This is a genomic window from Staphylococcus delphini, assembly GCF_900636325.1.
Taxonomy (GTDB): domain Bacteria; phylum Bacillota; class Bacilli; order Staphylococcales; family Staphylococcaceae; genus Staphylococcus; species Staphylococcus delphini.
In genome coordinates, this window is record NZ_LR134263.1 from 1 (window position 1) to 14405 (window position 14405).

Below are 14405 nucleotides of genomic sequence, written 5' to 3' on the forward strand. Positions count from 1 at the left end.
ATGTCAGAACAAGAAATTTGGGATAACGTTCTCAGCTTATGTAAAGAAAATGTCACTACTGTTTCATATGACACATGGCTCAAAGACACAACACTCTATGCTCTATCTCATGATGAAGCTATCGTCATTGCGGCACAGCCTTTTATTGCGAATTGGCTTACGACTAACTACACAAAGCTGATTAAGCAATATTTAGAAGCTGTGACGCAACAAAGCATTAATACCATTAAGTTCATTACTGAAGAAGATCTACAAGAACTTAATGTCGCTTCGTCATCTCATCCATCAGGTCATTCGACACCTGTTGAACCTGTTGTGTCTGGTGAGCAGTTCAATACAAACAACACTTTTGAAACGTTTGTAATTGGACCTGGTAACCGCTTCCCGCATGCTGCAAGTCTTGCTGTTGCGGAATCACCAGCTAATGCCTACAATCCACTCTTTATCTATGGTGGCGTAGGTTTAGGAAAAACGCATCTTATGCACGCGATTGGACATTACGTGTTAGAAAATAATCCAGATGCGAAAGTACTTTACACATCGAGTGAAAAGTTTACGAACGAATTCATTCAATCGATTCGAAACAATGATACCGAGTCATTCCGCGAAAAGTATCGTAACATCGATATTCTATTGATTGATGATATTCAGTTCATCCAAAAGAAAGAACAAACGCAAGAAGAATTTTTCCACACTTTCAACGATTTACATCAAAACAAGAAGCAAATCGTCATCTCTAGCGATCGCCCGCCAAAAGAAATTTCAACTTTAGAAGAACGTCTTAAATCACGCTTCCAATGGGGACTTATCGTGGACATTACACCACCTGATTTCGAAACACGTATGGCGATCTTACAGAAAAAAACTGAAGAAGAAAATCTCGATATTCCAATTGAGTCTTTAACTTACATTGCCAATCAGATTCAGACGAATATTCGTGAACTTGAAGGTGCTTTGACACGTGTCTTAGCCTATTCAAAACTTCAAGGAAAACCCATCACAACAGAACTTACTGCCGATGCATTAAAAGATATTATTCAAGTGACTAAAACTAAAAAAATCACGATTCAAGATATCCAAAAGGTTGTCGGCGAATATTATGGTGTGCGAATTGAAGACTTTGTAGCTAAGAAAAGAACGAAATCTATCGCATATCCGCGACAAATCGCAATGTATTTATCACGTGAGCTAACAGATTTTTCATTACCTAAAATTGGCGAAGAATTTGGTGGCCGTGACCATACAACAGTCATCCATGCACATGATAAAATTAAAAAAGATATCGATAATGACCCAACTTTGCGTCAAGAAATCGAAAGTTTGGAAAAAGATATCCGAAGTTGATTTGTGGATAACGTGGAAAAGTTGTACACATGATGCACAGCTTATCCACATGTGAATAACCTTTATTTTCGCGACTTTTTTAAAGTTATCCACTAATCCACAGCACCTATGACTATGATTACTAATTTATTAATAACTATTAACTATATAAACGACTGAAAGGAGTTTATAGATGATGGAGTTTTCTATTCAAAGAGATTATTTTATCACTCAATTAAATGACACATTAAAAGCTATTTCACCAAGAGCAACTTTACCCATTTTAACGGGGATTAAAATAGACGCGACGAATGAAGGGATTGTTTTAACAGGATCTGATTCTGAAATCTCAATCGAAATTACAATTCCTAACCAAGTCGATGGTCAAGAAATTATTAACGTGGTTGAACCTGGTTCAGTCGTGTTACCAGGCCGCTTCTTTGTAGACATTATTAAAAAACTACCAGGTAAAGAAGTTAGACTTTCAACAAACGAACAATTTCAAACATTAATTACTTCAGCACATTCTGAATTCAACCTAAGTGGACTTGATCCAGATCAGTACCCACTTTTACCACAAGTTTCTAGTGATGACGCACTACAATTACCAGTAAAAGTGCTGAAAAACATTATTGCACAAACGAATTTTGCAGTGTCCACCTCAGAAACACGTCCAGTACTGACAGGTGTGAACTGGCTTATACAACAAAATGAATTAATATGCACTGCGACTGATTCACACCGCTTGGCTGTAAGAAAGTTGAAGCTTGACGAAGAGATTGAAGATAAAAATGTCATCATTCCTGGTAAAGCATTAGCGGAGTTAAACAAAATTATGACTGACAGTGAAGATCATATCGATATTTTCTTCGCATCGAACCAAGTTTTATTTAGAGTAGGCAATGTCAACTTTATTTCACGTTTATTAGAGGGACATTATCCAGATACATCTCGTTTATTCCCTGAAAACTACGAAATTAAGTTAGGGCTCAATAACTCTGATTTTTATCATGCGATTGATCGTGCGTCATTACTTGCGCGTGAAGGTGGCAACAATGTCATCAAATTAAGCACAGGAGATACGCAAATTGAATTGTCTTCTACATCACCAGAGATTGGTACCGTTAAAGAAGAAGTGACTGCCAATGATGTTGAGGGCGGCAACTTAAAAATTTCTTTCAACTCGAAGTACATGATGGATGCACTCAAAGCCATTGATAACGAAGAAGTTGAAGTAGAATTTTTCGGTACGATGAAACCATTTATTTTAAAACCGAAAGATGACGACACTGTGACACAACTTATTTTACCAATCCGTACGTACTAAACCGGTACGACGTTATAAAAAAGCAGTTGGCTACCAAACCAACTGCTTTTTTTATGCTTAGCTAAACCATTAAAATTTTCCTAATAGTTTGCACAAAATATGTGAAAATTTTACAAGACAAAGTCACAAGCGATATCCACCAATTTTTTAACAATGTCACCATTCCAATGTGTTGCAAAAAAAATGACAAAATTTTTAAAGTCATTTGCTGAACTTGCACGTGTAATTATTCAAAGTGATTTAACTTTAGTATAATTAATATAACGAATGAATGGAGGAATGGACCTATGTTAAAGAAAAATAAATGGTTGATTGTATTCATTGTTGTCGTAATCGTTGCAGGTATCTTGTTTAGCTTAGCCACTTTCAAAACATCGAACAAAGGCAACAGCGGATCAGGCGAAACACTCGCAGCAGAGACTCAAAAGCAACCGACACAAGGTAAAATAGATTCTAAAGTATTACTCGTAGAATTTGGAGACTTTAAGTGCCCATATTGCGGAGATTTTGAACGTAATATCAAGCCTAAATTAGAAAAAGAATATATTGACAATAACAAAGTTGAATTTCGTTATGTCAACGTATTAATCCATGGAGACGAATCTGAACTCGGCGCTAAAGCAGCACTCGCGGTGAATCAATATGCTCCTGACAAATATTGGCAATTTCATCATGCACTTTTTGAACAGCAACCTCACAATAAAGATGATGTTGGTCGTCAACATTGGTTAACAGACGATTTAATTCAACAGCAATTACAAAAATTAGATTTGAGCGAGCAAGTACGTAAACAAATTACGGTAGCTTATCGTGACAAAAAAGGAGAGATGGCTAAGCGCGCGCAAGAAGATCATACATTAGCGAAAAAAGAGGAAGTCCCATACGTACCCGCACTCTATGTGAACGGTAAACAGGTTGAAGACGAGACAGATTTCGACGCGATTAAAGACGAAATCGACAAAGCGCTTGAAGAATAAAATAGCCGTACAGCCATTGAAACAGATTCAGATGTTCCACATGAAACTTTTACGTGAAAATTCCTTTCTAGAGCATGAAATTTTCGCAATAAAAATGTATAATATATAAGTGAGCAAATATGAATGGAGTGATGAATTTGGCTGAGGAAATAATCGTTGATGGCGCACTAACTTTAGGACAATTTTTAAACTATGAAGGCATTATTGAATCTGGGGGCCAAGCGAAATGGTTCTTAAGTGAATATGAGGTCTTCTTAAATGGCGAATTGGAAACGCGTCGTGGCAAAAAACTGCAAGATGGCGATCAATTAGACATTCCTGAAGTAGGTTCATACATCATCAAATTCGGTGAGCAATGAAACTCAAAACACTCCAACTAGAAAATTATCGCAATTATGAACAGATAAGCCTGGATTGTCACCCAGAGGTCAATATCTTAATCGGAGAAAACGCACAAGGGAAAACCAATTTATTAGAATCGATTTATACTTTGGCACTCGCAAAAAGCCACCGTACGACGAATGACAGGGAATTGATTCGCTTTAATGCTGAGTATGCTAAAATAGAAGGTGAGCTTAATTTTCGTCATGGCATGATGCCGCTCACGATGTTTATTACGAAAAAAGGTAAAAAAGTTAAGGTGAATCATTTAGAACAGAGTCGTTTGACCCAGTATATTGGCCATTTGAATGTCGTCCTCTTTGCCCCGGAAGATTTAAGTATCGTCAAAGGAGCACCACAAGTGAGACGGCGTTTTATTGATATGGAGCTCGGTCAAATTTCGCGCTTGTATTTGAATGATTTATCTCAATATCAACGCATTTTAAAACAACGTAACCATTATTTGAAGCAACTACAGCTCAAAAAGACACAAGATACGACGATGCTTGAAGTATTGAATCATCAATTTGTAGAATATGCGGTTAAAGTGACTCAGCGTAGGCAGCAATTCATTAAAGAGTTAGAATTGCTTGCCGCGCCGATTCATTCTGGGATTACGAATGAACGCGAAACTTTGACACTGCAATATTTACCAAGCATCAAAATAGAAGACGTCTCGCAGTCTGAGGACGTCTTAATTCAACAAGTGCTAGAAAATGTGCAACACCATATGGAACGTGAAATTGAGCGCGGTGTGAGTTTGTATGGACCGCACCGTGACGATTTAGCATTTCAAGTGAATGGCATGGATGCACAAACTTACGGCTCTCAAGGCCAACAACGCACGACGGCACTTTCGATAAAATTAGCAGAAATAGAATTAATGAATCAGGAAGTGGGGGAATACCCCATTTTATTACTTGATGACGTTTTAAGTGAGTTGGATGATGCACGTCAAACACATCTTTTGAGCACCATTCAACATAAAGTACAAACTTTTGTCACGACCACGTCAGTAGATGGTATTGATCATGAAATTATGAAGGATGCAAAGGTATATCGGATTACACAAGGAAATATAAAGCAATAGGCAGAAAGTGAAGGTGGAAGTTTTGGCTGATGTGAACAACTCAGAAAACTATGGCGCAAGTCAGATTCAAGTATTGGAAGGTCTTGAAGCGGTACGTAAGCGACCAGGTATGTATATTGGTTCAACTTCAGAACGCGGTCTGCATCATCTCGTTTGGGAAATTGTCGATAACAGTATTGACGAAGCACTTGCAGGATATGCTGATAACATAGAAGTAGTCATTGAGAAGGATAATTGGATTAAAGTTACGGATAATGGACGTGGGATTCCAGTTGATATTCAAGAAAAAATGGGACGTCCTGCAGTTGAAGTGATTTTAACAGTATTACACGCTGGTGGTAAGTTCGGCGGCGGTGGATACAAAGTTTCAGGTGGTTTACACGGTGTGGGCTCATCAGTAGTAAACGCCTTAAGTGACACATTAGAAGTTTATGTGCACAGAGACGGTCGTATTCATCATCAAGCGTACCATAAAGGTGTCCCTGCTTTTGATTTAAAACAAGTGGGCGATACAGATCAAACGGGAACAGTCATCCGTTTCAAAGCGGACGGTACGATTTTCCAAGAGACAACCGTTTATAACTATGAAACGTTGCAAAAACGTATTCGTGAATTGGCATTTTTAAATAAAGGCATCCGTATTACGCTCACAGACGAACGTGACGAAGAAAACGTGCGTGAGGATAGTTATCACTATGAAGGTGGAATTAAGTCGTATGTGGAGCTTATAAACGAAAATAAAGAGCCTTTACATGATGAGCCGATTTATGTGCACCAAACACGTGACGACATTGAAGTGGAAATTGCACTACAATACAACAGTGGTTTTGCGACAAATCTACTAACATATGCGAACAACATTCATACGTATGAAGGTGGGACGCACGAAGACGGCTTTAAACGTGCATTGACAAGAGTGTTGAACAATTATGGTACACAAAGCAAGTTAATTAAAGAAGATAAGGATCGTTTATCAGGTGAAGATACACGCGAAGGCTTAACAGCAGTCGTGTCGATTAAACATGGTGATCCACAATTCGAAGGTCAAACGAAAACAAAATTAGGTAACTCTGAAGTCCGTCAAATTGTTGACCGTGTCTTCTCAGAGCTTTTTGAGCGCTTTTTATATGAACATCCTCAAGTGGCACGCATCATCGTAGAAAAAGGGATTATGGCATCACGCGCACGTATTGCTGCTAAAAAAGCACGTGAAGTAACGCGCCGTAAATCTGCTTTGGACATTTCAAGTTTGCCAGGTAAATTAGCGGACTGTTCAAGTAAAGATCCGTCTGAAAGTGAGATTTTCTTAGTAGAGGGTGACTCTGCCGGGGGGTCTACAAAATCAGGTCGTGACTCACGTACACAAGCGATTTTACCGTTGCGTGGTAAAATTTTAAACGTTGAAAAAGCACGCTTAGATAAAATTTTAAACAACAATGAAATTCGTCAAATGGTAACTGCATTTGGTACAGGTATTGGCGGCGAATTCGATATTTCGAAAGCACGCTACCATAAGATTGTCATTATGACCGATGCGGATGTCGATGGTGCGCATATTCGTACGTTATTACTCACATTCTTCTATCGCTTTATGCGTCCGTTGATTGAAGCGGGTTACGTGTATATTGCACAGCCACCGTTGTACAAGCTGACGCAAGGTAAACAAAAGTATTATGTGTTTAATGATCGTGAGCTTGATAAATTAAAAGAAAAACTGAATCCTACGCCAAAATGGTCTATTGCACGCTATAAAGGTTTAGGTGAGATGAATGCGGATCAGTTATGGGAGACAACAATGAATCCAGAAAACCGAGCGATGTTGCAAGTGACGTTGGATGATGCGATTGAAGCAGACCAAACTTTTGAAATGTTAATGGGCGATGTCGTTGAAAATCGTCGTCAGTTCATTGAAGATAACGCCGTATATGCGAACCTGGATTTCTAGAATGAGAATTGGAAAATGAGAAGGAGGATATCTTGATGGCTGAAACACCTGAATCAAGAATTAATGAACGTAATATCAGCAAAGAGATGCGCGAATCGTTTTTAGACTACGCGATGAGTGTTATCGTATCTCGTGCTTTGCCAGACGTAAGAGATGGTCTAAAACCTGTACATCGTCGTATTTTGTATGGCCTCAATGAACAAGGTATGACCCCTGACAAGCCGTATAAAAAATCTGCCCGTATCGTAGGGGATGTCATGGGGAAATACCATCCACATGGTGACTCGTCAATTTATGAAGCAATGGTACGTATGGCACAAGATTTCAGCTATCGTTATCCACTTGTAGATGGTCAAGGTAACTTCGGTTCGATGGATGGTGATGGTGCCGCGGCAATGCGTTATACAGAAGCACGTATGACGAAGCTTGCACTTGAATTATTACGCGACATCAATAAAGACACGATTGATTTTATCGACAACTATGACGGTAATGAGCGTGAACCGAGCGTCTTGCCATCGCGTTTCCCTAACTTGCTCGTCAATGGTGCGTCAGGTATCGCGGTTGGGATGGCGACCAACATCCCGCCACACAACATGCGTGAAGTGATCGATGGCGTACTGAGTCTAAGCCATAATCCAGACATTACGATTAGTGAATTGATGGAAGACATTCAAGGCCCAGACTTCCCAACTGCCGGGTTGATTCTTGGTAAAAGTGGTATTCGACGCGCATACGAAACAGGTCGCGGTTCTGTCATTATGAGAGCTAAAGCTGAAATTGAATCTCGTGGTGGCGGTCGTGATCGTATAGTCGTGACAGAAATTCCATTCCAAGTGAATAAAGCACGTATGATTGAAAAAATTGCGGAATTAGTCCGTGATAAAAAAATCGATGGCATTACAGATTTACGTGATGAAACGAGCTTACGTACAGGTGTGCGTGTCGTGATTGATGTACGTAAAGATGCGAATGCGAGCGTCATTTTAAATAATTTATATAAACAAACGCCACTTCAAACATCATTTGGGGTGAACATGATTGCTTTAGTCAATGGACGCCCTCAATTGATTAACTTGAAGCAAGCACTTTATCATTACTTAGAGCATCAAAAAGAAGTTGTACGCCGTCGTACGGAATACAATTTACGTAAAGCGAAAGACCGCGCGCACATTCTTGAAGGTCTAAGAATTGCTCTCGATCACATTGATGAAATCATTACAATCATTCGTGAATCAGAGACAGATAAAGTAGCGATGGAAAGTTTACAGTCACGCTTTGCCCTTTCAGAACGTCAAGCACAAGCGATTTTAGACATGCGTTTAAGACGTCTGACAGGCTTAGAACGCGACAAAATTGAACAAGAATATAATGATTTAATTGCGTATATTGCTGAATTAGAAGCGATTTTAGCGGATGAAGAAAAGCTATTAGAACTTGTTCGTGAAGAATTGACTGAGATTAAAGAGAAGTTTGGCGATGACCGTCGTACTGAAATTCAACTCGGTGGTATTGATCAATTAGAAGATGAAGATTTAATCCCAGAAGAGCAAATCGTTATCACATTGAGTCATAACAACTACATTAAACGTTTGCCTGCTTCAACCTACCGTGCGCAAAATCGTGGCGGTCGAGGCGTACAAGGCATGAATACACTTGATGACGATTTCGTAAGTCAGTTAGTGACGACAAGCACGCATGACCATGTGTTGTTCTTTACAAACAAAGGACGTGTCTACAAACTGAAGGGTTATGAAGTGCCGGAACTCTCCCGTCAGTCTAAAGGGATTCCAATTGTCAATGCGATTGAGCTCGATCAAGATGAAGTGATCAGTACGATGATTGCGGTGAAAGACTTAGACTCTGAAGAAGACTTCCTCGTATTCGTAACGAAAAAAGGTTTAATCAAACGTTCAGCATTGAGCAACTTCAACCGTATTAATCGTAACGGTAAAATCGCGATTAAATTCCGTGATGATGATGAACTGATTGCGGTGCGTTTAACAGATGGCGAGAAACACATTCTTATCGGTACAGCCCAAGCATCACTCATTCGTTTTAAAGAAACAGACGTACGTGCGATGAGCCGTATTGCTGCAGGGGTGAAAGGGATCCGTTTAAGAGATGGTGATGAAGTCATTGGTTTAGACGTTGCAGATGATGACAATCAAGATGAAATTTTAGTCGTAACAGAAAAAGGTTACGGTAAACGCACATCGATAGAAGACTACCGTCTGTCTAACCGTGGCGGTATGGGTGTGAAAACAGCGAAACTGACAGAACGAAATGGTCGACTCGTATGTATTACAACTGTAGAAGGCGACGAAGATTTAATGGTTGTGACAAATCAAGGTGTCATCATTCGTATGGAAGTCTCTAATATTTCTATCAACGGTCGTATGGCACAAGGTGTGCGTCTCATTCGATTAGATGATGAACAGTATGTGTCGACAGTGGCGAAAGTGAAGAAAGAGCCAGAAGACATCGAAGCAGATGAGCAAACAACATCAGAGACAATTGATGACGTAGAAGTTGTTGTCGATGATACGACACCTGGTGATACGATTCACACGGAAGCTCCAGAATTTGAAGAAGCATCACCAGAACGTGAAACATTGAGAGAAGACTTTATGGATCGCGTGAATGAAGATATTGAAAATGAAGATAAATAACAGATAAATTGAAAAGGCGATGATCTCTAAATGACACGAGATCATCGCCTTTTGTTTTGAGTTGTTAGGATAAGATTGCTGAACCATGCGGCCGTTTCCAGATTAAGCCTCGTCTCAACTGGACAACGTTTTGTTTGAATCATACATGTGTCGTAGAAGTGTTGATAACCACCAATCCATTTTTCAATTAAAACAAAAAGACTCGGATCACATTGAAGTTTCCGAGTCTTTCTTCCTACGATTTGTAAAATATTATTTTTCCTCTAATTGCTTCATCGCATAAGGAATTTCATCAATAATTTTTGATGGGGGTACGACATACATATCCTTTGCCAACTTATCTCCAATATAACTGTGCGTATAAGTTGCACTTGTAATGGCATCAATCACGTCGTCAAATTGTCCCACAAAGCTCGTAATCATGCCGGCAAGTGTATCCCCCATGCCACCTGTTGCCATCGCTGGGCTACCGACTTCAAGCTTGTATGCGTCATTTTCAAAGTATATTTCTGTACCGTGTTTTTTGAGCACGACCGTAGCACCTAAACGATCAACTGCGGCACGGTTTGTTTCATACGTTTGTTCCTCAATCGGAATGCCACTCAAACGCTCCCACTCTTTTTGATGTGGTGTGTAAATGACATTGCAAGCTGGAATTTCAGGTTTAAGTTTGCTGACGATTGAAATCGCATCACCATCCACAATTAAAGTGTGGTGGGGTTGAATATTTTGCAGTAAAAATGTCATTGCATTGTTACCTTTAAAATCTAACCCTAAACCTGGTCCGATTAAAATACAATCAGAAGCTTCAATCATTTTCGTTAGTTTTTTCGTATCATTGATGTCGATGACCATTGCTTCGGGACAACGAGAATGTAATGCGACATGATTTGTTGGATGCGTTGCGACTGTAATTAAGCCACTTCCGCTATATACACAAGCGCGTGCTGCTAACATGATGGCGCCACCTAAATTGGCATTGCCCCCAATTAACAGAATACGTCCATAGTCGCCTTTATGTGTGTCATCCTTACGTTTAGGAATGTGAACAGCTGACAATGTTTTCACGTTTGAGACCTCCTATCCGGAATTTCCATTATTACAACAAGATATATTATACCTGGTTGGCTTGTTCGTCAATAGGTATTCCAAGGTTTCAATGCGACCATTTGTCATTGCGCTATGCAAAAGTGGGCGACTATGCATGCTCCCCCATTTTGTAGCACTTTTATTTTTTGAAAAAGTAACTTAAATTTCGATATTTACTTAAGTGAATTCATTTAGTACGTTAAAAGGTTAATTTGATACCATATTACGAGTTTGGCTGAAAGTATTGTGAAAACGATTTCCTGAAATTATACTTGAAAGAAATAGACATTTTGTGTGTCACGTGACGAAGGATGGGAGGATGACAATGACATTACGTTTAACAGGTGAGCAGCTGACGATTGAGGCTATACGACAGTTTTTAGTATATGAGGATAAAGTTGAAGTGACTGAGGAAGCACAGGCGCGTGTGGAAAGAAGTCGTGCTATAGTAGAACGGATTATTGCCAATAAAGAAACCGTGTATGGGATTACAACAGGATTTGGTTTGTTTAGTGATGTACTCATTGATCAACAGAGGTACAATCAATTACAAGTTAATTTAATACGTTCACATGCGTGTGGTATCGGTGCCCCTTTTGCATCGAATGTTTCGCTTGTGATGATGGTTTTACGTTTAAACACTTTATTGAAAGGTCATTCAGGAGTGACGATGGATTTAGTAGAGCAATTGGTGTTTTTCATCAATCAACGTATCATTCCTGTTATTCCACAACAAGGTTCTCTCGGTGCTTCGGGTGATTTAGCGCCACTGTCACACCTTGCTTTAGCGTTAATTGGTGAAGGTAAGGTCGAATACAAAGGTGAAGTTTTAGACAGCTCGGACGTCTTAAAACAGTTCAACCGTAAGCCTTTAACGTTACAAGCGAAAGAAGGATTGGCACTGATTAATGGTACACAAGCAATGACAGCACAAGGGGTTATTTCATGGATAGAAACTGAAAATTTGGCATATCAAGCAGAATGGATTGCCGCATTAACACATCAAGCGTTACATGGTATTACAGATGCTTATCATGAAGCGGTCCATCAAGTGCGTAATTTTGAAGAACAGACAGCTGTAGCGAGACGGATGTCAGACTGGCTTGAAGGGTCCAAACTCACGACACGCCAAGGGGAAATGCGTGTTCAAGATCCTTATACATTGCGTTGTATTCCACAAATTCATGGTGCGAGCTTCCAAGTGTTTCAATACGTTCGTGAAAAGTTAGAATTTGAAATGAACGCAGCAAACGATAACCCGCTTATTTTTAATGAAGGCGATGAGACATTGGTCATTTCTGGCGGTAACTTTCACGGTCAACCTGTCGCATTTGCTTTGGATTTCTTAAAGCTCGGGACAAGTGAATTAGCAAACGTGGCGGAACGTCGTCTTGAACGTTTAGTCAATCCGCAACTCAATGGGGGTCTCCCTGCCTTTTTAAGTCCAGAACCAGGCTTGCAAAGTGGCGCGATGATTATGCAGTATGCGGCAGCGAGTCTTGTATCAGAAAATAAAACATTGGCGCATCCGGCGAGTGTTGATTCGATTCCTTCATCCGCCAATCAAGAGGACCACGTTTCCATGGGTACGATTGCGTCACGTCACGGCTATCAAATTTTAGAAAACACACGACGCGTCATTGCGATTGAAGCGATTATAGCCTCACAAGCCGTCGAGTTAAGAGGGGTTGAGCAATTGTCACCCAAAACACGCGAACAATATGAAGCATTGCGTAAAGTGGTACCATCCATTCAAGAAGACCGACCATTTCATCAAGATATTGAAAATGTGGCGAAATATTTAAAGAATCTGGCATATCAGAAATAAGCTTGCTATTCGAAATTTTCTTTGTTATATTAAATGTGAAATCGAAATAAATCATTGTTTGTGGATTAAGTAGTATAGCAATGGAATTAGAGAGTTTGTGGTCGGTGAAAACAAATGTACAGACCTATACGAAATCTACCCACGTTTTGAAAACAATTCGGGTGAAACCGTTAACTTTTGTGAGAGTGCAGGCATATTCTGTCTGTTAAATAGGGTGGCAACACGTCAAACCACGTCCCTTGTGTGAGGGATGTGGTTTTTTATTTTGAGTGATCCTCCTTAAATTTTTAAATTACTTTATGAAAGGAAGTCGACTTATGTTAGACATTAAATTATTCAGAAATGAACCAGAGAGAGTTAAGGAGAAAATCGCGTTACGTCAAATGGATCCTGCAGTTGTTGATGAAGTATTAGCGTTAGACCAACAACGCCGTGATTACATCCAACAAACTGAAGAATTAAAAGCAGAACGTAACAAAGCTTCTCAACAAATTGCTGAAAAGAAACGTAATAAAGAAAATGCGGATGACGCGATTAAAGCGCAACGTGAAGTAGGCGAAAAAATTAAAAATATCGATGCACAGCTAAAAGAAGCGGATACGAAATTAAATGACATCTTATCACGTATTCCAAACCTTATTCACGATGATGTGCCAGAAGGTGAAGATGATTCTGATAACGTAGAACTTAAAAGATGGGGAACACCACGTGAGTTCGACTTTGAAGCGAAAGCACACTGGGACTTAGTAGAATCACTAGAAATGGCAGACTTTGACCGTGCCGCACGTGTCTCTGGTGCACGTTTCGTTTATTTAACAAATGACGGTGCTAAGTTAGAACGTGCGTTAATGAACTTTATGATTACGATGCATACGACACAACACGGTTATCGCGAAATGATGGTACCACAATTAGTGAATGCTAAAGCGATGTACGGTACAGGTCAATTGCCTAAATTTGAAGAAGATCTGTTTAAAGTAGAAAAAGAAGGCTTATACACAATTCCAACTGCTGAAGTGCCTTTGACAAACTACTATAGAGACGAAATTGTACAGCCGGGTGTCTTACCAGCTAAGTTTACAGGTCAATCAGCATGTTTCAGAAGTGAAGCAGGATCAGCTGGCCGTGATACACGTGGCTTAATCCGTCTTCACCAATTCAATAAAGTTGAAATGGTACGTATCGAAAAACCTGAAGATTCTTGGGATGCTTTAGAAGAAATGACATCAAATGCAGAAGCAATTCTTGAAGCATTGAATTTACCATACCGTCGCGTGATTTTATGTACAGGGGATATTGGTTTCGGTGCAAGTAAAACTTATGACTTAGAAGTATGGTTACCAAGCTACAATGACTATAAAGAGATTAGTTCATGTTCAAACTGTGTAGATTTCCAAGCGCGTCGTGCCAACATCCGTTTCAAACGTGATAAAGATGCCAAACCTGAATATGCACATACGTTAAATGGTTCAGGTTTAGCAGTAGGTCGTACGTTTGCGGCGATTGTAGAGAACTATCAAAATGAAGATGGTACGATTACAGTGCCTGAAGCGTTAGTCCCATTCATGGGTGGTCAAACAGTCATTAAACCACTGTAAAATGAAAATGGACGTTACGAACAACCAAATAAAGAATAGCTGAAATCAAATCAGGAGCTCGGATTTTCATTATTCGAGCTCCTGATTTTTTAGCATGTGAAGCGGGTAGGGGAGGGTAAAAAGTAATTAAAATAACAAAAGAAGACGCACCTCATTACCCGTTATCTTAATATTC

The 14405-nt window shown here is 39.6% G+C and carries 10 protein-coding genes and 1 other annotated feature; of the genes, 9 read left to right on the forward strand and 1 reads right to left on the reverse strand.

From position 1 onward, the window contains the following. From dnaA to gyrA, 7 genes are all read left to right on the forward strand, one after another. Complete coding sequence (dnaA, locus tag EL101_RS00005) at positions 1-1344, forward strand: chromosomal replication initiator protein DnaA (protein ID WP_019166049.1); 1344 nt, start codon at positions 1-3, stop codon at positions 1342-1344. Positions 1345-1516: 172 nt separating this feature from the next. After that, a complete protein-coding gene (gene dnaN, locus EL101_RS00010; RefSeq protein WP_096595913.1) occupies positions 1517-2650 on the forward strand; it encodes a DNA polymerase III subunit beta in 1134 nt (377 codons plus the stop codon). Positions 2651-2937: 287 nt separating this feature from the next. Continuing rightward, complete coding sequence (locus EL101_RS00015; RefSeq protein WP_096595914.1) at positions 2938-3627, forward strand: DsbA family protein; 690 nt, start codon at positions 2938-2940, stop codon at positions 3625-3627. 119 nt (positions 3628-3746) lie between these two features. Next, positions 3747-3986 carry an RNA-binding S4 domain-containing protein gene (locus EL101_RS00020; RefSeq protein WP_019169016.1) on the forward strand — a complete coding sequence of 80 codons (240 nt, stop codon included), beginning with the start codon at positions 3747-3749 and terminating at the stop codon, positions 3984-3986. Further along, positions 3983-5098, forward strand: coding sequence for a DNA replication/repair protein RecF (gene recF / locus EL101_RS00025; RefSeq protein ID WP_096539791.1), 1116 nt, complete (start codon positions 3983-3985; stop codon positions 5096-5098). The genes EL101_RS00020 and recF overlap by 4 nt, the downstream gene beginning before the upstream one ends. Positions 5099-5111: 13 nt before the next feature. After that, entirely contained in the window at positions 5112-7043 is a 1932-nt protein-coding gene (gene gyrB, locus EL101_RS00030) for a DNA topoisomerase (ATP-hydrolyzing) subunit B (protein ID WP_370498355.1), read from the forward strand. A gap of 35 nt (positions 7044-7078) precedes the next feature. Beyond that, on the forward strand, positions 7079-9715 hold the full coding sequence (gyrA, locus tag EL101_RS00035; RefSeq protein ID WP_096595915.1) for a DNA gyrase subunit A: 2637 nt from the start codon (positions 7079-7081) through the stop codon (positions 9713-9715). 252 nt (positions 9716-9967) lie between these two features. Here gyrA and EL101_RS00040 read toward each other — a convergent pair whose 3' ends face one another. Beyond that, positions 9968-10783 carry an NAD(P)H-hydrate dehydratase gene (locus tag EL101_RS00040; RefSeq protein ID WP_096595916.1) on the reverse strand — a complete coding sequence of 272 codons (816 nt, stop codon included), beginning with the start codon at positions 10781-10783 and terminating at the stop codon, positions 9968-9970. A gap of 346 nt (positions 10784-11129) precedes the next feature. Here EL101_RS00040 and hutH point away from each other — a divergent pair, with 346 nt between their 5' ends. Both hutH and serS read left to right on the forward strand, forming a co-directional pair. Then, positions 11130-12632, forward strand: a complete 1503-nt coding sequence (gene hutH / locus EL101_RS00045) for a histidine ammonia-lyase (protein WP_096595917.1) — start codon at positions 11130-11132, stop codon at positions 12630-12632. Between the two features lie 49 nt (positions 12633-12681). Beyond that, positions 12682-12875: a binding site (T-box leader), on the forward strand. 74 nt (positions 12876-12949) lie between these two features. Beyond that, positions 12950-14230 carry a serine--tRNA ligase gene (gene serS / locus EL101_RS00050; RefSeq protein WP_019166058.1) on the forward strand — a complete coding sequence of 427 codons (1281 nt, stop codon included), beginning with the start codon at positions 12950-12952 and terminating at the stop codon, positions 14228-14230. Positions 14231-14405: the final 175 nt, after the last annotated feature.